Here is a 23,762-nt window from a genome sequence, read left to right as displayed (position 1 = left end):
CAATGAAAAATACGATTGGCGGCAAAAGTATTATTTTACGGTTGGAACTGCAAACGGAGCAGATTCATTTCGGTCAGTTGATTACTGTCATCACGGAAAATGGAGGGGATGTTATCGCCATCGACGTGATCCAAACCGGAGCGAATTGGACCGTCCGCGATATTACGGTCAATGCTTCGGAACAGGCGCAGCTGGATGCGATTATCGACAGGATGAAAGAGCTCGTAGGCGTTCGGCTCGTTCATGTGTCAGATCGCACTTTCCTGCTTCATCTGGGAGGCAAGATCGAGATGAAGCCGAAGGCGCCGATACAGAACAGGGACGACCTGTCCCGCGTCTACACGCCGGATGTCGCACGCGTATGCATGGCGATTCATGAGAAGCAGGAGAATGCCTATAAACTGACCATTAAGCGTAATACCGTTGCGGTCGTTTCCGACGGGAGCGCAGTGCTCGGTCTCGGTAATATTGGGCCTTATGCGGCTATGCCGGTCATGGAAGGCAAAGCGATGCTGTTCAAGCAGCTTGCTGAAGTTGATGCGTTCCCGATCTGCCTGGACACGCAGAGTACGGATGAAATCGTCGCGACGATCAAACATTTGGCTCCTGCCTTCGGCGGGATTAATCTTGAGGATATTTCATCGCCAAGATGCTTCGAGATTGAAGAGAGATTGCGGAATGAGCTCGACATTCCGGTGTTTCATGATGATCAGCATGGAACAGCTGTTGTGCTGTATGCAGGGCTGATCAATGCGTTGAAAGTGGTTGGCAAGCGGATTGAGGAGGCCAAAGTTGTCGTCTGCGGCATCGGAGCTGCAGGTATTGCTTGCTCGAACATTTTGCTCGCAGCCGGTGTAAGGGAGCTAATCGGGGTTGACCGGGAAGGCGCGCTGGTGCGAAGCAACGAGTATAGCAACCCGATGTGGAACTTGTACGCGCAGCAGACGAACCCGAACTTACGGACAGGATCCCTTCACGATATTATCGAAGGGGCGGACGTGTTCATCGGCTTATCTGCCGGAGGGGTGCTGAAGCGGGCCGATGTCCAGCGGATGGCAGCGCGGCCGATCGTCATCGCGATGGCGAATCCGACGCCGGAAATTCACCCGGACGAAATTGAAGACATCGCTGGCGTCATTGCCACGGGAAGGTCTGATTTCCCTAATCAGATTAATAACGTGCTTTGCTTCCCGGGTATCTTCCGTGCTGCGCTTGATTGCCAAGCCACAACGATCAATGAAGAAATGAAGCTTGCTGCTTCCGCGGCTATTGCTTCCGTCGTAGCACCGCAGGAATTGAACAAGCTGTATATCATTCCCAGCGTGTTCAATCAGGAGGTCGTCCGACGCATTCGGGAAGCCGTCATTCACGCGGCGATACAAACAGGAGTAGCGCGTAGAATACCGCGCGAGTTTCGGACGGTTACGAACCAGTGAAGGTTCGGAAAGCAGGGAGGCTGGCTTTTAACGCTGTTTTTCCTTCTTAACCGGCTCGGATATCACTAAAATTAAGTTGGAGGGATCGGTATGGGTGGATTGGAAACAAAGGCAATTGTGGAAATTAATCAAGCTGCAAATCAATTTAAGTCAAGTATTGTAATCAAGGTCGGCACAAGGTTCATCGATGTGAAAAGCATTCTTGGCCTAAGCATTACGCTCTTCAGCAATCAGGTATACCAGCTCGACATTCATGGGCCGGATGAAGATGAAGCGAAAGCGGTCATGAAGCAATTGTTTGAAAATCATGGACTCCCGCTTAGCGGTATTTGAAAGAAGGGGGCTATCTCGAGTAGATAGTCCCCTTTTTGACCATTTTTAGCCGACCTCATTGATACTTTTTCCGGAGTACCGGCTTTCTTCGTTTAAGTAACGAACTTGTATACGCGTGCATCTTCTCCATCATCTTTTTATCGATCAGCGGAATATCCTCTCTAAAGTTTTGAAGCTGTATTTCCTTTTGCAGGTTAGGAAGAATGCGATATGAGGCAGTTCCTTTTTTAAATCTTCGAAGCGTCCATGTGGGAACCCAATCAACTTCAGTGATTATTGCCCTTGAGCACTCCTCTTTCTTTACTCTTAATTGCAGGATCAAACCGTTATTGGTGTAAGGGTTGTTACGCAAGCGGATCGAGATAAAGTTTCCTAATGAGAAAATTGCGATTTTATTGGATTTAGTCCTAATAAGCGGCTGTAGTACATGGGGATGAGATCCAAGGATAATATCAGCTCCGTATTGAAACAGAGTTTTCACAAGTTTTTTTTGTTTTTGATCCGGCTTCTTATGATACTCGTTCCCGAAATGCAAACTAACGATAATAAGGTCAGTTAGCGGTTTGATTTCAGCAAGATCCTTTATCATCTTGTCTTCATTGATCAGATTAATTGACCAAAGTGCATCTTTGGGGATCGCTATGCGATTAGTCCCTTGGGTGTACGAGAGGATACCGACTTTTATTCCTTTAACATCCATGATTAAAAATTGTTTGGACTGATCACGGCTTGCAAATGTTCCTGTATGCGCTAAATGGTTTTCGTCTAAAACTTCGAGCGTTCGAAGCAGTCCGTCCATTCCGTTATCCAAACAATGATTGTTTGCCGTGCTAAGCACATCAAAACCGTTTCTTTTCAAAGCAGCTGCTAATTCCTCCGGCGCGTTGAATAGGGGGCATCCTGTTTTTGGATTTCTTTTTTTAATAAACGCTCGGTTACCTTTTAATGGAATTTCCAGATTTCCAAGAGTAAGATCTGCTTCCTGCAACTGAGGAGCAACTTCTTCAAATAAATAATCGAAGTTATAAGTGTTTTTACCTTTTTGTTTGACCGACATGCATATTTTCCCATTGATCAGGAGATCGCCAACGGCGGCGATTTTAATTTCCGTCATTGTATCACCTCTCCTCTTTTAACTAGTTTATGTTAATGATGTCCGTACTGTATGGGTAAGAGTCTGTGGTTGATTACACACTGTGCCTAAAAAGCGAGGATAGACACAGGAATTATTCGCGAGCTAAGAAATAAAGGGCACCCCTCGCGGGTTGCCCTTATCATGCTGTTTCACTTCGCTTTAAAATGAACGACTGCGCTGTAGAGCATTTTGCCGGCATTAGGGTCGAAGACGACATGATGTTGGATCGCAAACACATCGAGCAGCAACGCTTTGTTATTGTCGATCTGCTCGTCAATTTTTTGCTCCAGCGATTTCATATCGTAAGCTTGAAAAAACTCAATTTTATTCTCTATTCGATCGAGTCTAAATTCCATTCGTTCGTTCTCTCTCCTAATATAAAGTTTTTATTAGAACTTAATAGCAGATATTAGGAAGTATATGCTATGTTAATATTTGGAGTCAAAAGTTACAGGATGCATAATCATCACGGAGGACGCAGAGTTATGAATACTCTGAAACAACCTTTTATTCGTGCAGCAAATGGTGTGAGGGCTGCCGGGTGGTTCCTGCCAGCTGCTATGCTGCTCATGCTTTTCCTCTTTGCTCTGACCTGGAATCAGGTGCGTGAGGGACCCAAGCGGTTCCAAAGCTTGAAAGAGGATTTTGGGTGGGAGATTCAAGCAGGAGATCGCCAAGGTAACGATGCCTGGACACCTCTTCAATTGATGAATAACGCCACTGCCGAACTAACACCCGGGTATAAAGGCTACTACTGGCTTCGCGTAAAGCTTCCTGAGCAGCTGCCGCCTAGAGATGGACAGCTATACGTTCGAGGATACAGGCATTTTGAAATATTCGTGGAGAATAAACAGGTCTACGCGTTCAACATGAGCACGCCTGATTTTAGAGCGAACAAGTTCCTTCACTGGGGATTTGCCCCGCTTGAGCCGCAGGATGCAGGCAGCATGCTGTACGTGCGGGTACTGCAAACGGATGAGGACACACGGTTTGGAGAATTCCTGATTGGTACGACGCAAGATTTCTACTCGGATATGATGAACCGCGATGCGTTCCGAGTTATTTTCTTCATGCTATTCTTTGGTCTTTCTTTTCTGTCTTTCATCTTATTTGCAACCAATCGCAAGCAATTGATGTATCTGTACTTTGCTCTGCTTACCGCTTGTGCCGCTTATGGCAGCATGGTTCGCGCCCATATTATTCAGTTTTTCATCGATCTGCCGCTTTTTGTTTATCTTCAAGACGTAGCCGTTCCGTTCGGCACCGCTGCATTAATGGGATTTTTGAGCGAGTTGTACTCCAGCCGCACCAAGAAAATCGTTTTCCGTTCTTTTGCCGCCGCCTTAGCTCTATTCGACGGAATTGTTCTGGCTGCCGCTTTGGTGAATGACATATGGTACCATTTTTTGATTGAAAAAGTATTTCCCATGATGACGATCCTTTTCATGTTCGTTGTTCTCATCCTTCTGATCCGGCATTACCGGAAACAGCGGGATTATGAAACGATCTGGATATTCGCAGGGTGTATTCTTCTCGCGGTCTTTGCCGCACTGCACTATATCCAGATGAATGTGTATGCCTATTCAAAATGGCTTGCGGCATGGTTTCCTATGATGACCACGTACTTGAATGAGACGCAAATTATTTTCGGTGCGTTCTTGTTTGTACTTTGTCTCGTGGCGGTACTGGTTCAGCGCTATCGGGAAACGCAGCAAAAAGTGCACGGCTACGCGGAAGAACTTATCGTCAAAAATGAACAGCTGCAAACGCTCGACCGGCTGAAAGACGATTTCCTCGCGCGAACCTCGCATGAATTGCGCACACCGCTTTATGGGATGATCGGGTTAACGGAGTCGCTCGTCGATCACGCAGCTCCGCTTACGGAAGAGGAAGCGAAGCATCGAATTTCTTTGATTCTTGCCAGCGGCAGGCGGTTGGCACGTCTTTTGAATGATATCCTGGATATGTCCAAGATTCGGCATAATGATTTGAAGCTGCGCTTGCGCCCGGTGGACTTGCGTCAGGTCGCCGAAGTTGCCGTTGCTATGCTCGATCCTTTAGCCAAGTCCAAACAATTAAGCCTTCGTCACGATATTCCGCTGTCGGGGCTTGCGCCCGTGTACGGAGATGAGGATCGCATCGAACAGGTGCTGATTAATTTGATCGGAAATGCGATCAAGTTTACGCTGTCAGGAGAAGTTCACATATCTGCGAAGCAAGACGGCGCTTATATGCGCGTATCGGTATCGGACACAGGCATAGGCATAGAAGAAAGTGATCTGCAGAACATTTATGAGCCATTCCGGCAAGCCGATAACTCATTTGCAAGCAGTATGGGAACAGGCTTAGGCTTGACGATCAGCAAACAGTTGGTCGAGCTGCATGGAGGCGAATTAAGCGTTTCGTCAGAGTTAGGACACGGAAGTACGTTCTCTTTTACACTTCCAATCGATGCTGAGCATAAAGAGGGGCATTGGGAAGCTGCGGCCGGCTCAGCTATCGAAGCAGCTGTGATGTCCCCTCAACTTGAAAGTCCGGTAAGGTTACGGGATAAACGGGTGGAAATAGGAACGGCAGAGATCCCTCTAGTTATCATAGTGGATGACGAAGTCATTAATTTGGAGGTTTTATCGAGCCATCTAAGCCCAACTTACCGAGTACTCGCTTTTGCCAGCGGACAGGAAGCGTTGAATTGGTTAAGCTTGGGAAATCGGCCGGACCTTGTCATTACGGATGTTATGATGCCGGGGATGAACGGATATGAGCTGTGTCTTCGTTTAAGGGAAACGTACAAGGAATCCGATCTTCCGATTATTATGCTGACAGCAAAACATCTCCCTGAAGATTTGGCGGAAGGCTTTATTTCCGGTGCCAACGATTATTTAATGAAACCGGTATCGAGACGAGAACTTTTATCGCGTGTAGAGCTGCACAGCAAGCTGGCGAAGTGGAGCCGGGAGTTGGAAGACCAAGTGAAGCTTCGGACAGATGAGCTGGAAAAGCGAAATCAACAACTGCAATCGTCGATTCGCGAAACGATGGAGATTTTGGAAGAAGCTGTTGCGATGGAGGAACGGAACCGGGTTTCTAAAGAGATCCACGACATCGTCGGGCATACGATCACTTCTGCGATCATCCAGATGGAAGCGACGAAAATGCTGTTCGAGAAAGACCGTCCGCTCGCGCTTGAAAAGCTATCGATCTGCCAGGAACTGATGCGCAACGGCATGAATGAAATCCGAGATGTGGTACGTATGTTAAAAGATGATTCTGCAAAGAGCGATTTGCAGCAATCCTTAATTAAGCTCATTCATGATACCGAATCCATGACGCAAGTTGAAATTGAGTATGTGATCGGTCCGCTTCCTTTGCTCGCGCCGCTCTATGGTAAAGTGTTATACCGCGCGCTGCAAGAAGGGTTAACGAATGGACTGCGTCATGGAAAAAGTACGAGATTTCGATTCGATCTCTACTATTCAGCCAAGGATAAGGCAGTGCAGTTTTCATTAAAAAACTCAGGGCATCCCGCCCCGAAAATCGTCTATGGCTTCGGATTGACTGCGATGAGCGAGCGGGTGACACATTTGGGCGGTACCATGCAAGTCTACCAGACACCGGATTGGGCTTTTGTTCTTGAAATCAGCATTCCGGGGAGGTAACTTTATACATAAAACGAGATTACAGGAAGTGATGTGATTGTGAAGTCTACACGGTTATTGATTGATTTCTTCAAAGTGAAATGGCCGCTATACGTGTTGGCGGCACTGTCTATTTCGATAGGGAATATTATTCATTCGTACTATCCGAAGCTTCTCGGATTGTTTACGGACCAGCTCCAGCAAGGAGGGCTGAGCAAGTCGCTAATCATTGATTACAGTATGAAGCTTCTCATGATCGGCATTTCTTATGGCGTGCTTGTTGCTATCGGTCAGTACATAATCATGCGCAATGGCAGAAGGTTCGAGTATGTGTCGCGCAATCGATTGTTCGACCATTTTACGCGGTTAAGCGCGACCTTCTATTCGAAACATGGGGTAGGGAAGCTGCTTAGTTATGTCATGAATGACGTGACCGCGATTCGGGAATCGATTTCCATGGGCATCAATCAAGTGGTGAACTCGACCATTTTGATCGGTGCCGTATTGATCACGATGGTATTGAGTTCCATCCCGCTCTTTTTAATTGCTGCATGCATAATCCCGCTACTATTCATCCCTATACTGGCAGTCAAATTCCGGCCTGTTATAAGAAATCACTCCTTGCAGGTGCAAGAATCACTGGGCAAAATGACAGAATCTGCCGAAGAGCAGTTCGGAGGCATCCGCGTCGCCAAAAAATTCGCTGTGGAAGCGATCATGATACGCAGATTCGGAGAAACGGTGGATCGCATTCGTGACAACCAGCTTCGCTTGGTCCGATTATCTTCGCTGTTCGAGGCGCTCATTCCCTTTTTGGGGGCGTTATCGCTCATTATCGCGCTTGCATTTGGGGGCTACTTGACGATACATCAGAGAATCACGATTGGTAATTTCGTTGAATTAACGCTGTACATCCGTATGATGGTGAATCCGCTTCAGCAGATTGGTCGTGTGATCAACGCCATGCAGCGATCGAGGGCTTCGCTGGAGCGGATTAACGATTTGCTGGATTTGAAATCGGATATCGTACAAAGCGAGCTTGCTCAGATGTCTCATCTCGACCATGAGAGCATTCGGATTGAGCACTTATCCTTTGCCTACCCCGGGGACGAGGACGAGGTGCTTCATGATATCTCACTAAGGATCGAGCCGGGAAAATCCCTTGGTATTATCGGGAAAACAGGGAGCGGTAAGTCCACGCTAGTGAAGTTGATGCTCCGCATTTACGAGCCGCCAGCCGGAACGGTGTGGATCGGAGAAACGGATATTCGCGATGTGACACTTGAAAGCTTGCGCAGTCAAATTGCTTACGTTCCACAAGAAGGATTCCTTTTTAGTACGACGATTCGTGATAACATCGCTTTCTATAAAAGAGAGACGCCGCTTGATCAGGTGGAACGCGCCGCCAGAAAGGCGCAAATCTTCGCCAGTATTGCTTCATTTCCGGAGCAATTCGAAACGAAGCTGGGCGAGCGGGGGGTGACGCTGTCCGGTGGGCAAAGGCAAAGAACCAGCCTGGCGCGAGGCATTATCAAAGATTCGCCTGTCATGATTCTCGACGATAGTGTAAGCGCTGTAGACTCGGTGACCGAAAAGCATATCATCGACACGATCAGGAAAGAACGGTCGGATAAAACGACCATTTGGATTGCCCACCGCATCAGCGCTTTAAAGCATACGGATGAAATTATTGTGCTCGATGAGGGACGCATCGTACAGCGGGGCACCCACAAGGAGTTGCTGTCGCAAGACGGGCTGTATGCTGAGCTCCATGCGATCCAAGAAGGGGGGAGCCACGATGCCAATACGTAAACGCAAGAGCGCAGAGGAGCGGAAAGCGACGAATTCGGCTTTTCGCGCTTTATCCGTTTATGCGAAGCCGCATCGGTACACTTTCGTTGCAGTCCTTTTTTGCACATTGCTGGGTATTGCAGCCGACTTGTTCCAACCATACCTTGTGAAAATTGCGATCGATGACAACCTGATGATCGGCAAGAACGACTACAGATCGCTGGTTATCATCTGTTTGTTCTATGTAGGCTTATCTGTGAGCTCCTTGTTTTTCAGTTATTTGCAAAACAATTTGCTCCAGTTTGCCGGGCAAAGCATTGTCGCAAGGATTCGCAAAGATTTGTTCCGGCATATCTTCCGCTTATCGATGTCCTATTATGACCGGACGCCTAGCGGCAGTCTGATTACGCATGTCTCCAGCGATACCGAGACGCTGAATCAGTTCTTCACGCAGGTGCTCCTCAGCCTTGTTCGCGATGGCATGACTTTGGTTTTTATTATCGTTCTTATGTTTCACCTGGATCCCCAGCTAACCCTGTACAGTATGCTGGTCATTCCGCTCATCGTCCTGATTGCAGCCGGCTTTCGTTCCTATATGCGTAAAACGTATCAACTGTCGAGATCGCAGCTGTCGCAGCTTGTTGCGTTCGCCGCAGAAAATTTATCCGGGATGCATCTGATTCAGGCTTTTTATCAAGAGAAGGAGCAGATGAAACGTTTTAATGACCGGAATCTCGGTTATTTCCGCGCGAATATACGTGAGGTGCGGACGAACGTATTGTTTAACCGCTCGTTTGATATATTAGGCAATTTATCCGTTGCCTTCATTACATGGCTCGGCGGCATGGCCGTTTTTGACAAAACGATTGAGTTTGGCGTGCTTTATGCGTTCATCACGTATATTCGGCAGTTTTTCCAGCCGATCAATAACATTACCCAGCAGTGGAATACGCTGCAATCGACGACTGTTTCGATGCAGCGGATTTGGAATGTGTTCTCGGTTAAGCCGGAAGTCGCGGATAAAGAAGAGCCTAAGCAAATCCCCTTGTCGGATGTGCAGGGCCGCATTCATTTCAACCATGTACATTTTGGCTATCAAAAGGACATGACGGTTATTGATGATCTTGAACTGTGCATTGAGCCCGGTGAGCTGATCGGCATCGTCGGTACGACAGGAGCGGGCAAAAGCTCGCTGATCAGTCTGCTATGCCGGTTTTACGACGTGCAGCAGGGGAGCATTCGGATTGACGGCACGGATATTCGGGATATGGCGCAAGCTGATCTCCACCGGATGGTAGGGCTTGTACAGCAGGAACCGTATTTGTACGCCGGCAGCATCCTGGATAACGTCCGCATGTTCGATGAGACGATCTCGAGGGAAGACGTCATTCGCGCCTGTCAGCTTGTTGGCGCCGACGTGCTGATTGCACGGATGAAGGAAGGCTATGAGACGCGCATCTCCGAAAGAGGGAGCGGCCTCTCTGCAGGCGAGCGGCAGTTGATCTCATTCGCGCGTATCATCGTCTTTCAGCCGAAGGTGCTCATTCTGGATGAGGCGACTGCGAACTTGGATTCGCAAACGGAGCAGCTGATCCAGTCGGCGCTGCAGGTCGTCGCCGAAGGCCGAACGACGCTGGTGATCGCGCACCGCATCTCTACGATCATACACGCCGATCGGATCATCGTCATGCAAGGCGGACGCATTGTCGAGGAAGGCAGTCACGACCAGTTGATCGAGCTTCACGGGTACTATGAGCAATTGTACCTACACGCTCAAGGGAAGATGGTTAGTAGGTAACAATTAAACTATATTCTGCCAAAGTCAAATATAATGTCATATTATCTACAATGTGACAATATTAAAAATTTACAAACAATAATGGAAAATTGTGTTGTTTTATTTATAGGACTATACTATACTGAAGATCGAAATTGTAAAGTTTTGCCTGTCGGTTTCTGTCGGTAATGGGAATATTCACCTACAACTTTATAATTGGGCAAACCTATTGAAAGATAGGGACGCAAAACTATAGGGACTACATCCTACAAGGATATGTCAGCCAGTTGCATTGTAGCAATTGGTGAAATGTTGCGTTTTTCGCATGTTCACCTTTTTTTTGTGAACATTTCTTCAAACAAGTCTATCGATAGGAGAGAGAATGATATGAGAGAGAAAAGACTGGCGAATGTTCAGCAATTGTTTCCAAGCGAAGATGGTAATCTGCAAACAAGGCAAATGTTTATGAGGCTCATCGAGCAAATCCTTGCAGGGGTGGATGATCTCAAGAATCCGGATAGCGTCAATTTGAAAGGATTCAAAAACCGGACAGGGAGTTTTTATAACGACCTCATCCGTAATAGCGCGATCCCTGCCGGCAGCGTCCCTTTAGAGGACATTAATGCCGAGCTGCTGCAATTGCTGCATGATCACCCTTACCATACGAAATATTTTTTGACGAATATTTTGCCGATGGCGAGCATACCCGGTATTTTAGGAATGATTGTTGCTTTTATGGTCAACGGGAACAATTTATGGGATGTATACGGACCGGCCGGAGCTGAGGCGGAAGTCAGAGTCACCAGCATGATGTCCAAATTAATCGGGTACGATTCGTTGAAAAGCGGAGGGTATACGACCTGGGGCGGTCAAGGAGCCATATTCTCAGGACTAAGGATCGCGATCGCCAAAGTTGTACCCGACGCGCTGCAAAAAGGCATTCCTGACAATTTGTACGCTTTTTGTTCTGACGCCGCTCACTACAGCTTGTACAAGTCCATGGAAGCGTCTGGAATCGGCAGCGATAGATTGATCAGGGTTCGTACGAATGACGACAGCTCCATGAATGTGATTGATCTGCAACAGAAAATGGAAGAAGTGATTGCAAAGGGCGGAATCCCCATTTACATTGTAGCTACAACAGGAACGACAGACGCCATGGGCATTGACGATGTGGAACAAATTTGCATGACATCCGAGAGGGTAGCCGTTCAGCACGGTTTGACAAGACCTCATATACATGCCGACTCAGCATTAGGCGGATTTTTTGCTTTCTTTAACGATTACGATTTTGCCGCTAATCCTCTGGAGCTAAACAAGGATGTTGCACAAGCTTTAATTTCCATTCGGCGCAAGATGAGACATTTGCATAAAGCGGATTCGCTTTGCTTCGACTTCCAGAAGTTGGGACAAACCCCTTACGTGACAAGTTTATTTTTGGTCAAGGATGCCGCTGATTTAAGGCTTGTCGATTTACATCCGGATGAAACTCCCTATGTCGGACATCGCGGGTATGGACAGTATCATACCGGGTACACGCTCGAGTGCTCGCGCATGGCCAGCTCCATCAGTATGTACAGCGCTCTGCTCGCATTTGGTATTGAAGGATATCAGCAGCTTTTGGCGCAATTCGTTGAGGTCAATCTCGCTTTCCGGGAAACGTTAAGAAGGGAAATCCCGCAAGCGGAAATCGTTAATTTGGATAACCCCGGCATCATCACATTATTTCGAATTTATCCCGAAGGCGGATCCGGTTTCCAGACAGAAATTTCGGGTGCATGCACCCTCAAGGAAATCGAAAGGCACAACAAATTTAACGAACGTTTGTTTGAAATGTTAGGCAATCATCGCGACCGGATATTTTTCGGGGATACCAAGAAACATCTGGTAGTGCCGACTAAAGACGGCCAAGAAACAGCTCTTTACGCGACAAAGATCTTTATCATTTCTCCTTATACGGAGACTAAGCACGTAGAAGAAATTGTTCAATATTTGAAGAAAACCGTAGCTGAGGTCTACGAGAAATATTCCGAAGCATCGATTTTAAGCTGGAGGTAAATGAAAGTGGCAAAGGTAGTTTTTACAACTATGATTAACTGGTTCCGCGGACATATCGCGGTGAAAATGACGGTCAGTATCCTTCTGCTGCTGTTATTCGTCAGTGCAGTATTTTCCGTATCCGGGTACTTGGTCAGTCAGACCTTAACAACGAAGCTTGAGGATCAGTTTGTTTTAAGATTGTCGTCAGAAATTCAGACGGTTTCCAAATACCTTGTTTCCATCCCCGAACATGCAGATGAAATTACAGGCAAAGATCATCCGGCCTATTCCAAAATTAAACAGCAATTCGAAGTGCTCAAAAAGGAAGACAATCTGGAGAACGTTTATGTTCTAATGAAAGCTCAAAATAAAGATCAAATCGTCATATTGACCGGAGTTGATGACGATTTCGGCACCGAATACCCGTTCACTCCGGAAATGAATGCGGCGATCAAGGAAAATAAACAAACGATCAGCGAAATTTATAAGGATGAATTTGGTGTACATAAGTCCGTGTTTATTCCTTTGAAGAATGCAAAAGGCGATAATGTCGGAATTGTCGGTATTGATTTGGACGCTTCCGTGGTTCCGAAAACAAAGCAAGACATTTTGTGGACGACTACATGGATCACTATCATCGTGTTAGTTGTCGGTTACCTGATCGCTTATTTCATTAGCCGAAGTGTGACCAAGCCGGTTACCCAACTGGTGCGTATGACTGAGAAGGTTGCCGCCGGAGATTTATCCGCACAAGTACCCATTAAGCGTAAGGACGAGATCGGCAAATTGGCCGATGCTTTTAACGAGATGCGGGATAATTTGGACTCCTTAATCAGGCAAATCGTTTCCTCTTCCAACCTTATTACGAATACCAGTGCACAATTGTACCAGTCAGCGGATGAATCGAGCTCCAGCGCCGGGCAGGTTGCCGTTTCCATGAACAGCATGAATGAAGGGGTCGCCGAAGTAGTTACTTCATTAACGGAAAGTACTTCTTCAATCGTAGATATCAATTCGGAATTGGCGGGAGTGACAACCGAAGTCAAAGAGATGCAAGAAATGGCGCACAAAGTCGGTGAACAGTCTGCAGACGGCCAAAAGCTAGTTGAAAAGACGCTGCATCAGATGAATGTGATTCAAAAAGAGATGAAGCATTCGCAAGAAGCGGCGTTCCAATTGGGGAACCGTTCAAAAGAAATCGGCGAAATCATACATATCATCACCGAAATTGCCCAGCAGACGAACTTGCTTGCTCTGAATGCTTCGATTGAAGCGGCAAGGGTCGGGGAGCAAGGGAAGGGATTTGCCGTTGTAGCCGGCGAAGTGAAGAAGTTGGCGGAACAATCAACGAAAGCGGCGAGTTCGATCACCGAGCTTGTGTCCAGCACCCAAAACGATAGTCAGCTTGTGATGGAGAGTATCGTTCAGGGGAATCAGGCGGTTGAACAAGGGCAGACGTGGATTAACGAAACGTATGAGAATTTTAAAGTAATTTTCAACGGTATTTCCGTTTTTACGAATCGGACAGACCACTTGCTTCATGCTTTAGAGAAGGCAGAAAAATCGTTCGAAACGATTTCAAATGCCATGCAGAAAATTTCCGGGATTACGGAGGAACAATCCGCAGGTTACGAAGAAGTAGCAGCCGCAGCGCAGGAACAAAGCGCTTCGATCCAGGAAATCACTGCGGCTATTCGCCAATTATCCGATATGGCTGTAGAGCTGCAGCATTCTGTACAAAACTTTAGAGTTAAAGATTAAATCAATCTCATATTATTGATGAATGGCCAGCCTAGAGCTGGCTTTTTTCATCCCATCTCGTTCAGGCGCTCAAGAATTCGCCGCTTCCGGTACAGCATCTTCGCGGCTTCACCGACGTCCTGCAGCGTTCCGCGGTTGATCCAAGCGCCAAAGATAATGCCGGCGATAGGAATCAGCTGGAAGAGCTTCTTCCAGCCCCAATTATCGCGATAAGTGGCAAAAACTTCCCTCCAGCCCTGCAGCTGCGAGATCATCTGTGCTTTCTCTTGTTCCGCCGAAGCATATTCCGCGAGATCTTCGAGGATCGCCTTTTTCCCGACGATGTCGGAGGAGGAGAATTGCAAACATTTGATCGTGAAAATCCGCTCCTGCTTGTTTTTCGGATCATAACCGTAACAGATTGCCAGCTCTTGAATGGTTTTCAGAGACAGGCCAAGTACAGCCGGAATATCGATGGCAAGCGTTAGAATGCCGCCAATACCGGTTGTCGCTCCCTGAAGCGCAGCCAGTTTCGTACTGTTCTGAACGATCTCATCCGCTGTTTGATCCAAGACCGTCAAAGGCAGCGACCGCACTTTCTCTATCGTTAGCCCTTCAGCTGGCTTCACCAATTCGCTTCTGCTTTTCCCCTCAGATCGAAGGCATATCTCCTCAATGTGCCGTAAAGTCCCTTTTTCTGAAATCAGATAGCGGCCTCCGGCTTGGATATAATTTCCGAGTTCATTCAAGGCTTCGCCAATCTTTTTGTGCAAAAATTTGGGCGTTAACCGATCCAATACTTGAAAAGGCAGCCGCCCGATTTTTTCCCAAAACCAAAGATCTTTCTGACCGGATTCCCATGATTGTATGTGATGAAGTGCTTGCAGTAGCTCTTCTCTTGTTTCCGGATGGCGCATCTGTTCAGGTTCAATCATCATAGTTCACAACTCCTTTTCATGTTGTATACGTTCAAATCTTCGTTTGGATTCAACGGATAAGCAAGAAGGCATAGACTAATGACCTGGTACTAGGAATAGATAGTACTTCTCAAACTGCACGTCTTCCGTAAAATGAGTAATAAGTAGGAAAAGGAGGACATCCATGATGAAATCAAAATTTGTTTCGATTCAGCTTGGCTATGTGTTAGGTGCGAGCTCACTCTTAACAGCCATCGTATATTTTTTCGCAACAAACTGGCAAGCGTTAACCCGAGCGCAGAAATTTGCTCCGATCTTTATTCTCATTTTTGGTTTCTACGGCTTGTCTGTATGGTTATCGCATAAAAGTGGGCGTGAGTTCCTTAGCCGGTTAGGCCTTTTCGCATCCTGCATTTCATTCGGTGTTGGAATTGCGCTTATCGGGCAAACCTACAATTCTCATGCCGACAGTTACAGCTTATTCGCCGTATGGTTCGTGCCCGCTCTTTTATACGCACTGTTCACCCGTTGGCAGCCCTTTTATATCCTTGCCTATATACTGGGGCATCTTGCATATTTATTCTATTTTTTCCCGTTATGGCGAGGGAATCCGGATACGGAAGCGATTGAAATCATCATTTTACTCGTTTTGGCCATCGCCAACGGATGTTTATATATGCTTACGGAACGGGGGCGACTTCACTCGCCAATCCTGAGGTGGGTTGCTTTTCAAGCGGCACTCGGCATCATGCTTTGGTTATCCAATTCGATCGCCTATGAGCAGTATGGTCCATGGATGAATCTGCCACTTCTTGCCGTTCTGGCCGTCGTTATTCAATACGTTCGCAAAACCAAAAACAAATCATATCTCCTGTTCGCCGGATTATGGGTATCGATGACCGTCACGGTGAAATATATCGAGCTTGCAATACGTTATTATAGTGAACTTTTCTATATCGGAGGGATTCTGTTCGTCATTCTTTTCATCGGCGCCAATGTGAAATTCGTGCAGGTTGTACGTGCATGGAATCCACCCGCAGAGAAGGATAACGAAGCGAAACCGGAGGGCGATTTTACCAAATGGGTCGCACGCGTGCTCACGGTTTCCGTTATCGTCATTGGCACGTTGATCGGCAGCTTGTCTCTGATCGGGCTGGTTACGGGTGTTCTGGGATTTAGAGATCCGCAATATGTACTGATCGGATTCGGGATTCTTGCGATCGTGAGCATGATCTTCGCCGTACATGTAAATAGCCTTGTCAGATATACCCTGTTATGCTGCGGGCTACTGATTGGGGCTGGTGCGGCCGCGGCTATGGACTATACGATCGTGTTGGTTATTTTCTTGGCGTTAACCATACTCGCTTTTGCCAATATGACAGGCAAGGTGCAGCGAATCTTATTCTTCCTTGTCAGCGAAGCGATTGCGGCTTTTATACTCCACAACTTGCTCGGCCATAGCGTTGCGGTTTTCCTCGTGCTTACAACAATCCTGTTCGTAATTTTTATCACAGCACAGTTGATCCGCAATGAAACAGTTAGAGCGCCGCTTCAGTACAGCAGTTTCCCATCATTCTTGCTTGCGTTCTTCATCCTTACGTTTATCACTGAATTCTCATGGTATTATATGAGCAACGGCCTATACTTCCTCGCCGTTATCGCTGTGCTGATCATCAGCAGACAATTGCAGTCCTCATGGACGTTCAGTTGGGGAATGACTTTCTGGATCGCGTTTCTCGTTTATAAATATTACGATTTGGCCTGGAAACTCTTGCATAAATCGGTTAGCCTAGCGATTCTTGGCTTGTTGATCATCGGGATCACCGTATGGTATGAACAACGGAACCGGCAAGCTCTAGCTGCTGAACATGCACAAGCTGACTACTCCTGGTATGTTAAAGGGACGCGATTACTAATAGCGGTGCTTCTCATGCTGCAACTTAGCGCGATGTCCTTGCAAATCGGTAAAAGCGAGTGGCTGCTGTCTCACGGGCAGCTTATTAAGCTGGAGCTCGCTCCGCTGGATCCGCGTTCCCTGATGCAGGGCGATTATGTCCGTCTGCACTATGCGATCTCGGATCCGGAGCTGCCGGCAGAATTAGAGCGTGATCGCTTTTTTCATAAAAAAATAGCCGTTGTTCTTGCTCCGGACGCTTCCACAGGCGTATACGAATTCCGCCGCCTATATACCAAAGGAGAGCAGCTAAGCCCAGGAGAAATCCGAATGAACGGTACAATCGGAGGCTTGGGCAACGTTGAATACGGCATTGAAACCTATTTTATCCCGGAAGGTACCGGTCAAGATGTTGAAAGAAATGCCCGGTACGCGGTAGTCAAAGTGTCTGCGAATGGTGATGCCATTCTTGTGCGGCTGCTGCAGGAAACAAGTCTTGTTAGGTAGCTGAATCTGTGTTAAAATGTCCCAATCTTTGGTTTTGAAGAAGAAAGGGGATTCCGGCTTCATGTGGCTTATTTATTCGGTGCTCGCAGCGGTCAGCTTCGGGCTCCGGGGCATTTTGTATCATTGGACCAGCCAGAAATCGCTGAATCGGAATGTTTTGCTTTGCGGTACCTTTTTCATGGGGGCCTTGATTAGTCTGGTATTCAGTTTGAGCTTGAGGCAGGAATGGACGGTTTCGGCCTTGATAGGTGTACAAATGGGGCTGTTTTCATTTGGCGCTAATGCAAGTATGTTCAAAGGATTCGCGGTTGGAAAGGCATCGCTCGTTGCCATCCTGACGGGATTGCCGTCCGTCGTCGTTGTGATCGCAGCTTTTGCCCTCTGGGGCGAACGCCTCAATATGATGCAATTTCTTGCTTTTGTTGTTATTGTCGTTGGCATTTTACTCGTTCGGTATTCGAACGAAATCTCATTAAGCAATTTGCAAGGCGCGCAATGGGGATTGCTGGCCTTGCTGCTTTTTGCCGGTAATGATCTTTCGGGCAAATGGTCGACGATGGTGGAAGCGCCGCTGTTCCCTACATTGTTCTATATGTTCGCGACGGGAACCGCCTGCTTTGGCATTTGGTGGCTCAAGGATCGTCCGAGAATGAATGGGGAGGAGACGGCTCCTGCTGCTCCTGCTGCATGGAATACACAGCGTACGTTTTTGATCGGGATGTCGGTAGGCATTACGAATGTGGTTGGCATGATCCTGATTATTAAAGCTTTTGATGATGGGAAGGCAGGTCTTGTATCAGCTGTTGTTGCACTTAATGTTTTGCTGGTTTTATTGTATTCCAGATTCGTTCTAAAGGATCACTTTTCACGTTTGGAACAGTCTGGGCTTACAATGGCTTTTGTCGGAATTATCATGATGCGGTTATATGCGTCTTGACAATCATGGAACGTTCCTGTATAAATGATGTAATATTCAGTTAATTAAACAACTGCATAGTCAACATTGATGAACAGGACAGTAGTTCTTGTCGGACAGTCGCAGCGAGCCGGAGAAGGTGGGAACCGGTACGAATGTCAAGAGCGAAACGGACCTGGGAAATGGTCTTTTGAACCGCCGAGCCGCATACGGCAGCAAGGGTAGTAGGAAGATCCGGCGTAAGCCGTTATTTGTGAGGGGTCAAACCGGCTGGTTTGATACTTAGAGTGGTACCGCGGGAATGAACAGCTCTCGTCTCTTTATTGGAGACGGGGGCTTTTTTGCATTTCAACGACAAAACAGGGAGGAACTGATTATGATTCATAACCTTTTGACAGCCGAAATCGAGCAGCTTGTAGATGTTTTATTGCAAGAGGAGGGAGTGGAGCGTCCAGATTCGTTAAAAGTGATAACGGAACACCCTGCTCTCAAGGAATATGGCGACTATAGTACGAATATCGCAATGATGTTAGCCAAAATGTTGCGCAAGCCCCCGCTGCATATCGCTCAAAAGCTGCAGCAGCTTATCGAAGAGCAGGGAAATGCCCGGGGTTTATTCGCCAAAGTGGCTGTCGCCCCGCCAGGTTTCCTCAATTTCTATGTGAACTGGCAGGAATGGGCCGACAAAAAGTTGCACCTGGCTCCGGCAAACAGCATGCAGGAGAAGAAGAGTAAGGTGCTTGTTGAGCACACGTCGATTAATCCCAATAAAGCGGCACACGTAGGTCATCTCAGAAACTCCTGCATTGGAGATTCTCTGTCTCGCATGCTGCGCCATGCGGGTTATCAGGTCGAGGTGCACAATTATATCGATGATCTGGGCAATCAGCTGGCTGATACCGTTGTGGGCATTCTTCATACACAGACTGAGCAGCCTTATGTCCGTTTCGGCGATTTCTGCTGGGAGACCTATGCGAAGGTCAATCAGGCCTATAAAGACAATCTATCGCTTTTGGAAGAGCGTTCGTCGGTGCTGCACGCCTTGGAGGCGGGTAATTCCAATCTCGCCTGGGTCGGATCGTTAGTTGCCGAACGCATTGTTCTCGAGCAGCTCGAGGAGATGAAACATTTTGGTATCAGCTATGATGTGCTGGTTTGGGAGAGCAGTATTGTCAAGGAGGGATTATGGGATGCCGCGTTCAAGCTGCTGCAGCAAACGGGGTTGTTCTATAAGGTGACGGAAGGGAAACTCGCAGGCTGCTGGGTGCTGAAGCAAGCGGGCGAGACGGTGGAATCCAAGGAAGGTGCAGACTTCCAAGCGGATAAAGTACTTGTTCGTTCCAACGGCATTCTGACTTACACAGCCAAGGATATCGCCTATCATTTGTGGAAATTCGGCATCTTGCCGAACGATTTCGTGTATAAAAAATGGGATGACGGGCTGTGGTCGACCGCGTCTGTCGGCCGTAAAAAGGCAATCGGCCATGCCGATGCGGTGATCAACGTCATCGATCATCGCCAGCAATATCCGCAGACTATGGTCAAATCGGCGCTGAACGCGCTTGGGTATGAAGAGCAAGCCAACCAGCTTAAGCATGTGAGCTATGGCGTCGTTTCCTTGAGTCCGGAAACCGCCGCGGGACTCGGCATTGATGTTTCGGACGGTAAAAGCGCCTATGCGATGTCCGGACGCCAGGGGATCGGGATCAAGGTAGCCGACCTGCTGGAGCACATGGAAAGCGTCATTGACGCCAAGCGTTCGAGAAAAGCAGGCATTTCCAGCAAATCGATCGCAGCGGCGGCGATTCGATACTATTTGCTCAAATACCATTTGCAGACGGAAGTCGTATTTGATTTGCAGCAGGCTACTGAAGTGACGGGCAATTCCGGCGTTTATTTGCTGTATGCCTATACGAGAGCGAACAGCATTTTGGACAAAGCAAAAAAAGAAACGCATCTTCAGGGGATCACGCCCGGGTTCGATGCTGCCAAGCTTGAACTACCCGAATATAGCCTTTTGAGGCACATCGCTTATTGGCCGGAGGCGCTGGGGGCCGCAATCAAACAGCTGGCGCCTAGCCTGATCTGTCACTATGCGTTCGAGTTGGCATCTTTGTTCAACCACTTTTATGGCTCTTGCTCTGTACTTAAGGGGGAACAAGAACTTATTGCCCATCGTTTGTGGATAACGCAAGCCTATAAGGATACGCTGCACCAGGCGCTGCAAGTACTCGGGCTTCCTACGCCCAAGCGTATGTAGACTATTGAAAAAGACCGGTGTCGTGCGAATTCGGCCGCAACTGCAACAAGAGCTTTCTGATCTCGGACAAATGCGGTACAATAGAGATATTCGTGCCAATTTGAATGATGCAGGAGGCTCCAAACCTAATGACTGAAAAAGATATTGATACACAAGCTGAACAAACCGAACAAGAACAAGAACAAGCACAAGCGCAAGTGATCCTCACGTGGTTTCAGCACATACAGCAAGTATTAAAAGAACAATATGAAGAATACGAAGTAGAAGGACAAATCGGTAATAATCCTACCTATGGTCCGATGTTTGCTTTTACTCTCACCAAAGAAGGAAAAACCTGCTCATGCGGATTTTTCCTTAATGAAATTATGCGTAATTTCCAAACCAATCCGAATGCCGCACTCTGGCTGTCATCGTTCTTTGTCGATTTGCTGCGCAGTCCGGAAAGTCATCCGCTGCCGAACCCGCCGCAATCTGAAGATGAAGCCAAAGCGCTGCTCGATAAGCATATCGTTCCCTATTGCGCCACTACGGTTCGGGAAGAGTTCCCCGATCAGAAAATTTATGTGGATCTGGAGCTTCATCCGGAGCACGGTCCCGTCTTGGAAGCAGGCTTCGTTGCTGTTGAAGAAGGCAACAATACTTGCGCGCTGCCACTGCAATATTTGATGACGCTATACTTGCTGAATCGTGATCCGGCCGAGCCGATGGTACAAGCGATGTATCGACTTTATGAAGAAAATGGCCTGGGCGTAAGCGAGTCCAATTAAAATAAGAACAGCCAGGGGAGATCATCCTCTGGCTGTTCTTTTATCGCAATCATTTCCAGTAATTGCAGAAGTCCCGGTAGTTCCTGATCGTCGGCAGCTGCGCAAGCGAAGCGAGCTTCGAATATTTCAGCGCGTGCGACGTGTTGAATAGCACGACCGAATCGGTCGGCCGCAGCCAGCCGCTTTCGCAGCTGGCGAGCAGGCCGGCCCACGTCGCCGCTCCCTCCGGCGACGCGGAGATGCCCTGCGCACCGAGGGTCTCGACCGCGCTGGCGATCTCGCTGCGGCTAAGCGCGATAGCCGTGCCGCCGCTTTGTTCCACGATCGACAGGATGAGCTCCAAATCCGGAGGATTCGGAACGCGCATGCCTGTCGGGCTGGCGGGCACCCCTGCCGGCTGTGCCGCCGCTTGGCCGCCGGCCGCCAAGCTATCCACAATCGGCTGGCAGCCAGCTTCTTGCACACAGACGAATCTCGGCATCGGTCCGTCGATCCAACCCAATGCTTTCAATTCAATATAAGCTTTCCACATGCCGATAATGCCGGAACCGCCGCCGGTCGGATAGATAATAACATCAGGGAACTTCCAGCCCAGCTGCTCCGCCAGCTCTAGTCCCATCGTCTTCTTGCCCTCTACCCGTCCGGCTTCTTTCAGCGTACCTACATTGACCCAACCCTGCTCTTCTTTTCCGGCTTCAATAATCGCAGCGGCGTCGTGAATAAAGCCATCCACCAGAAAGGTGCGCGCGCCGTACTGAACGCATTCCTGTACGATGAGCGGCGGGCAGTCCGAAGGAATGAACGCATATGCCTTAATGCCGGCGCGTCCGGCATAAGCGGCTAACGCACCAGCCGCATTGCCGTTCGAGGGAACGGCAGCTTGGGTAACGCCGGCTTCCTTGAGCAGCGATACGGCAACCGAAAATCCTCTTGATTTAAAGCTGCCCGTCGGATTCTGTTCCTCCCGTTTGATCCACAGCTGCCGGATGGGCAGTTTCCGTTCCCATTCCCGCATGCGGAGAAGCGGTGTCCAGCCTTCTCCCAAGGAGACGATACAATCCGGTTCGTTTACAGGAAGCAGATCTTTATATCTCCACATCGTAGGGTAGCGTGCAGCAAGCGCCTCTTTTGTAAATGTTCTAGCAATTTGCTCTACATCGTAGTCGACCAGCAGCGTACCTCCACAGGCGCATTTCATTTCGTTATAGCGAAAAGGGAGTGTCAGCGAGCATCGCGAGCAAACAAGCCTAAACCGGTTCATAGGCAGCCTCCTTAGCGTCAAACACTACCTTAGACTATTATCAAGGGATGAAGAAGGAGACGGCTTGCGTCTATTGGTCAGGTTTATTTCTTGCGGAATGATTTGATTTTGCTGTACATGGATTTATCTTTAAGCTTCAAAAAGAGTCCAAGCATTGGGGCGAAGTTCACTTCGATGATCCAAACTTTCCCTTTTTTATCCAGTCCCATATCGATCCCCATCGTATGCACCCAGGGGTATGAGGGGCTGAGCTGCTTCGATGAAGCTAATGCGACTTTATCCATCTGAGAAAGGAGAGCAGACTTTGACATACTTTTTAATTCAGAATGATTCAAAGCATGATCTACGGTGACGACCTTACCGCTGCTCATACGAACATTAGTCACGATAAATCCTTTTCCTGCGACTTTAGCCAGTTTGCCCGTAACTTGCCAAGGGGATTTGGTGCGGCGCTGAACCATTACCCTTAAATCAAAGGGTCGGCCACCCGCCGTAGCTAGCGGGATTCTCTCTTGGACGAGGTAGTTTCTTTTGATTTTCTTTTTGATGTGGGTATAAAGTTTCGATTTATCATCAAAAATCTTTTTTTGAGGGCCATCATGCACCTGGAAGCTTTCAGGTTCGATTTTTTTGATGCGAATGACGCCCTTGCCGCCATAGCTGCCGGTTGGCTTAATGATGACTTGCCCGTATTTATCGATCATACGCCAGAAGGAACTTTCGTTGAGCCACGCTGTTTCGGGAAGACTGGCCTTAAGTTTCTCCGATCTGCGCAAAATTTTATATTTGGTCCATTTGCTCGTGCATAATTTAGCCATTGGACTTCGCTTCCTGCTTCGTGATGACGAGATCGTGTTCTTCTACAGTTATCAGCTGGTTCCGGCTGTCGACAAAGACAACCTGCGGCTTAAGCACGCTGATCTCTTCTTGATTCATGAGCCCCATGCTAAGAATAATAACGAGGTCACCGGGTTGAAAGAGGTGGGCGGGCGGACCATTTAAGCCGATTTTGCCGCTGCCTTCAGGAGCCGGGATGGCATATGTTTTCCACCGCGTAGCATTGCGGAGACTTGTGACTTGGACCATTTCATAGGGTAAAATATTTGCTTTGCGCATTAACAAGCCATCTATCGTGATGCTTCCTACATAATCCAGATCCGCTTCAGTCACCGTAGCCCGGTGAATTTTTCCTTTACACATTAATCGCTGCATGCGCAGTAGCTCCTTTATCATGTCATTGGGTGTTCATCACAACGTATGAACAAGGCGATCGTCTTGGTGTGGGCATGTATCTATTTCGCGGGAAAATGGGTTCCTGTCACGGTGATGTGATATAATGACAATGATTAT

At 47.9% G+C, this 23,762-nt stretch carries 17 protein-coding genes, 1 riboswitch and 1 other annotated feature; of the genes, 11 read left to right on the top strand and 6 right to left on the bottom strand.

All coding sequences use genetic code 11. From position 1 onward, the window contains the following. Nucleotides 1–2 precede the first annotated feature (2 nt). Both ICC18_RS11820 and ICC18_RS11815 read left to right on the top strand, forming a co-directional pair. Nucleotides 3–1,436, top strand: a complete 1,434-nt coding sequence (locus tag ICC18_RS11820) for an NAD-dependent malic enzyme (protein WP_188174579.1) — start codon at nt 3–5, stop codon at nt 1,434–1,436. Nucleotides 1,437–1,526: 90 nt separating this feature from the next. Beyond that, nucleotides 1,527–1,769 carry an HPr family phosphocarrier protein gene (locus tag ICC18_RS11815; protein WP_188174578.1) on the top strand — a complete coding sequence of 81 codons (243 nt, stop codon included), beginning with the start codon at nt 1,527–1,529 and terminating at the stop codon, nt 1,767–1,769. 55 nt (nt 1,770–1,824) lie between these two features. Here the strand turns inward: ICC18_RS11815 and ICC18_RS11810 are convergent, their stop codons facing one another. Both ICC18_RS11810 and ICC18_RS11805 read right to left on the bottom strand, forming a co-directional pair. Beyond that, on the bottom strand, nt 1,825–2,883 hold the full coding sequence (locus ICC18_RS11810; protein WP_188174577.1) for a CapA family protein: 1,059 nt from the start codon (nt 2,881–2,883) through the stop codon (nt 1,825–1,827). A gap of 170 nt (nt 2,884–3,053) precedes the next feature. Next, nucleotides 3,054–3,260, bottom strand: a complete 207-nt coding sequence (locus tag ICC18_RS11805) for a YrzA family protein (RefSeq protein ID WP_188174576.1) — start codon at nt 3,258–3,260, stop codon at nt 3,054–3,056. Between the two features lie 129 nt (nt 3,261–3,389). Here ICC18_RS11805 and ICC18_RS11800 point away from each other — a divergent pair, with 129 nt between their 5' ends. The 5 genes from ICC18_RS11800 to ICC18_RS11780 all read left to right on the top strand — a co-directional run bounded on the left by ICC18_RS11800 (nt 3,390) and on the right by ICC18_RS11780 (nt 13,911). Next, the gene (locus ICC18_RS11800) at nt 3,390–6,563 is read left to right on the top strand and encodes an ATP-binding protein (RefSeq protein WP_188174575.1); all 3,174 of its coding nucleotides are present in this window, start codon (nt 3,390–3,392) and stop codon (nt 6,561–6,563) included. Between the two features lie 39 nt (nt 6,564–6,602). Beyond that, nucleotides 6,603–8,354, top strand: coding sequence for an ABC transporter ATP-binding protein (locus ICC18_RS11795; RefSeq protein WP_188174574.1), 1,752 nt, complete (start codon nt 6,603–6,605; stop codon nt 8,352–8,354). After that, nucleotides 8,341–10,131 carry an ABC transporter ATP-binding protein gene (locus ICC18_RS11790; protein WP_223192477.1) on the top strand — a complete coding sequence of 597 codons (1,791 nt, stop codon included), beginning with the start codon at nt 8,341–8,343 and terminating at the stop codon, nt 10,129–10,131. The genes ICC18_RS11795 and ICC18_RS11790 overlap by 14 nt, the downstream gene beginning before the upstream one ends. Nucleotides 10,132–10,319: 188 nt before the next feature. Beyond that, nucleotides 10,320–10,405: riboswitch (cyclic di-GMP riboswitch) on the top strand. 92 nt (nt 10,406–10,497) lie between these two features. After that, nucleotides 10,498–12,168, top strand: a complete 1,671-nt coding sequence (locus ICC18_RS11785) for a pyridoxal phosphate-dependent decarboxylase family protein (protein WP_188174573.1) — start codon at nt 10,498–10,500, stop codon at nt 12,166–12,168. Between the two features lie 6 nt (nt 12,169–12,174). Next, complete coding sequence (locus ICC18_RS11780) at nt 12,175–13,911, top strand: methyl-accepting chemotaxis protein (protein WP_188174572.1); 1,737 nt, start codon at nt 12,175–12,177, stop codon at nt 13,909–13,911. Between the two features lie 47 nt (nt 13,912–13,958). On the opposite strand, the gene ICC18_RS11775 is transcribed toward ICC18_RS11780, so the two are convergent. After that, nucleotides 13,959–14,825 (bottom strand): EcsC family protein, encoded by an 867-nt coding sequence (locus ICC18_RS11775; protein ID WP_376745629.1) that lies wholly within the window; start codon nt 14,823–14,825, stop codon nt 13,959–13,961. A gap of 166 nt (nt 14,826–14,991) precedes the next feature. Between ICC18_RS11775 and ICC18_RS11770 the strand changes: the two genes are divergently transcribed. The 4 genes from ICC18_RS11770 (at nt 14,992) to ICC18_RS11755 (ending at nt 21,151) form a co-directional block, all read left to right on the top strand. Further along, a complete protein-coding gene (locus ICC18_RS11770) occupies nt 14,992–17,208 on the top strand; it encodes a GDYXXLXY domain-containing protein (RefSeq protein WP_188174571.1) in 2,217 nt (738 codons plus the stop codon). Between the two features lie 61 nt (nt 17,209–17,269). Next, nucleotides 17,270–18,145, top strand: coding sequence for an EamA family transporter (locus ICC18_RS11765; RefSeq protein ID WP_188174570.1), 876 nt, complete (start codon nt 17,270–17,272; stop codon nt 18,143–18,145). Between the two features lie 60 nt (nt 18,146–18,205). Then, nucleotides 18,206–18,447 (top strand) — a binding site (T-box leader). A 53-nt stretch (nt 18,448–18,500) separates the two neighbouring features. Then, entirely contained in the window at nt 18,501–20,384 is a 1,884-nt protein-coding gene (locus tag ICC18_RS11760; protein ID WP_188174569.1) for an arginine--tRNA ligase, read from the top strand. A gap of 128 nt (nt 20,385–20,512) precedes the next feature. After that, entirely contained in the window at nt 20,513–21,151 is a 639-nt protein-coding gene (locus ICC18_RS11755) for a hypothetical protein (protein WP_188174568.1), read from the top strand. A gap of 49 nt (nt 21,152–21,200) precedes the next feature. On the opposite strand, the gene ICC18_RS11750 is transcribed toward ICC18_RS11755, so the two are convergent. From ICC18_RS11750 to panD, 3 genes are all read right to left on the bottom strand, one after another. After that, nucleotides 21,201–22,412: a threonine synthase gene (locus tag ICC18_RS11750; RefSeq protein ID WP_188174567.1), complete on the bottom strand. Its 1,212-nt coding sequence runs from the start codon at nt 22,410–22,412 to the stop codon at nt 21,201–21,203. An 83-nt stretch (nt 22,413–22,495) separates the two neighbouring features. Then, nucleotides 22,496–23,230: a YheC/YheD family protein gene (locus tag ICC18_RS11745; RefSeq protein WP_188174566.1), complete on the bottom strand. Its 735-nt coding sequence runs from the start codon at nt 23,228–23,230 to the stop codon at nt 22,496–22,498. After that, nucleotides 23,223–23,624 carry an aspartate 1-decarboxylase gene (panD, locus tag ICC18_RS11740; RefSeq protein WP_188174565.1) on the bottom strand — a complete coding sequence of 134 codons (402 nt, stop codon included), beginning with the start codon at nt 23,622–23,624 and terminating at the stop codon, nt 23,223–23,225. The genes ICC18_RS11745 and panD overlap by 8 nt, the downstream gene beginning before the upstream one ends. Nucleotides 23,625–23,762: the final 138 nt, after the last annotated feature.

This window comes from Paenibacillus sedimenti (genome assembly GCF_014534655.1).
Taxonomy (GTDB): domain Bacteria; phylum Bacillota; class Bacilli; order Paenibacillales; family NBRC-103111; genus Paenibacillus_E; species Paenibacillus_E sedimenti.
The sequence above is the reverse complement of the archived record's forward strand: the minus strand, read 5'-3'. Positions and strand labels throughout refer to the sequence as shown.